The organism is Rhodopirellula maiorica SM1, from assembly GCF_000346295.1.
GTDB classification, from domain to species: Bacteria; Planctomycetota; Planctomycetia; order Pirellulales; family Pirellulaceae; genus Novipirellula; species Novipirellula maiorica.
Window position 1 is genome coordinate 1 of record NZ_ANOG01000260.1, and the last position, 659, is coordinate 659.

Below are 659 nucleotides of genomic sequence, written 5' to 3' on the forward strand. Positions count from 1 at the left end.
AAGGATTCGATACGATCATCCCCGGCAAAGTCAGCGAGAGTCGCAGCTACGAACGCTGGGAAGAACCAATGTTGGGGATTAACGGCGAAGGACGTGTCAGCCCGCTGGCTCCCGGTTGTCAAACATCGGTGACCGTGATCGGGCAGGACGGCAAGCCACTAATGTTGAATCACATTTTCAAAACCGAAGCGAACAGCGAAGGCGGCGGCGAGGATGGCCAGTTGTCGATCGACATGAGTCCAACGCAGCCGCACACGATCACCAAGAATGCACGGACGTGTGAATCGTGCCATGCATCCAACAAAGCACTCGGACTAGGGATCGGTTCGACGCGTCCTTGGAATCAGCAACATGTGGTCGATCTGCAATCGATCGATGGCACGATCCTGCCGAAAAAATCGCAGCCTCAGATGGCCGCGATCGAAAACCTCGATCACGACTGGTCTCAAATCGTCGACCGTGATGGACAACAGCTTGCCACCGTAGGGCACCATTTCCAATTATCGCGAGCGTTCAACAAAGACGAACTGAATCGGATCAGCCGCGAGGGAACGTGTATCGCGTGTCATAAAGAGATTCCCACCGCATCGCTCGCCGTCAGCCTGCTGCATCACGTCGCCGAGTACACGGGGCAAACTCCCAAGACGCCCGACGAGCAT

1 pseudogene is annotated in these 659 nt (G+C 55.8%); it reads left to right on the forward strand.

The features are described from left to right. Positions 1-659, forward strand: a pseudogene (locus tag RMSM_RS40790) (cytochrome C); the annotation flags it as partial.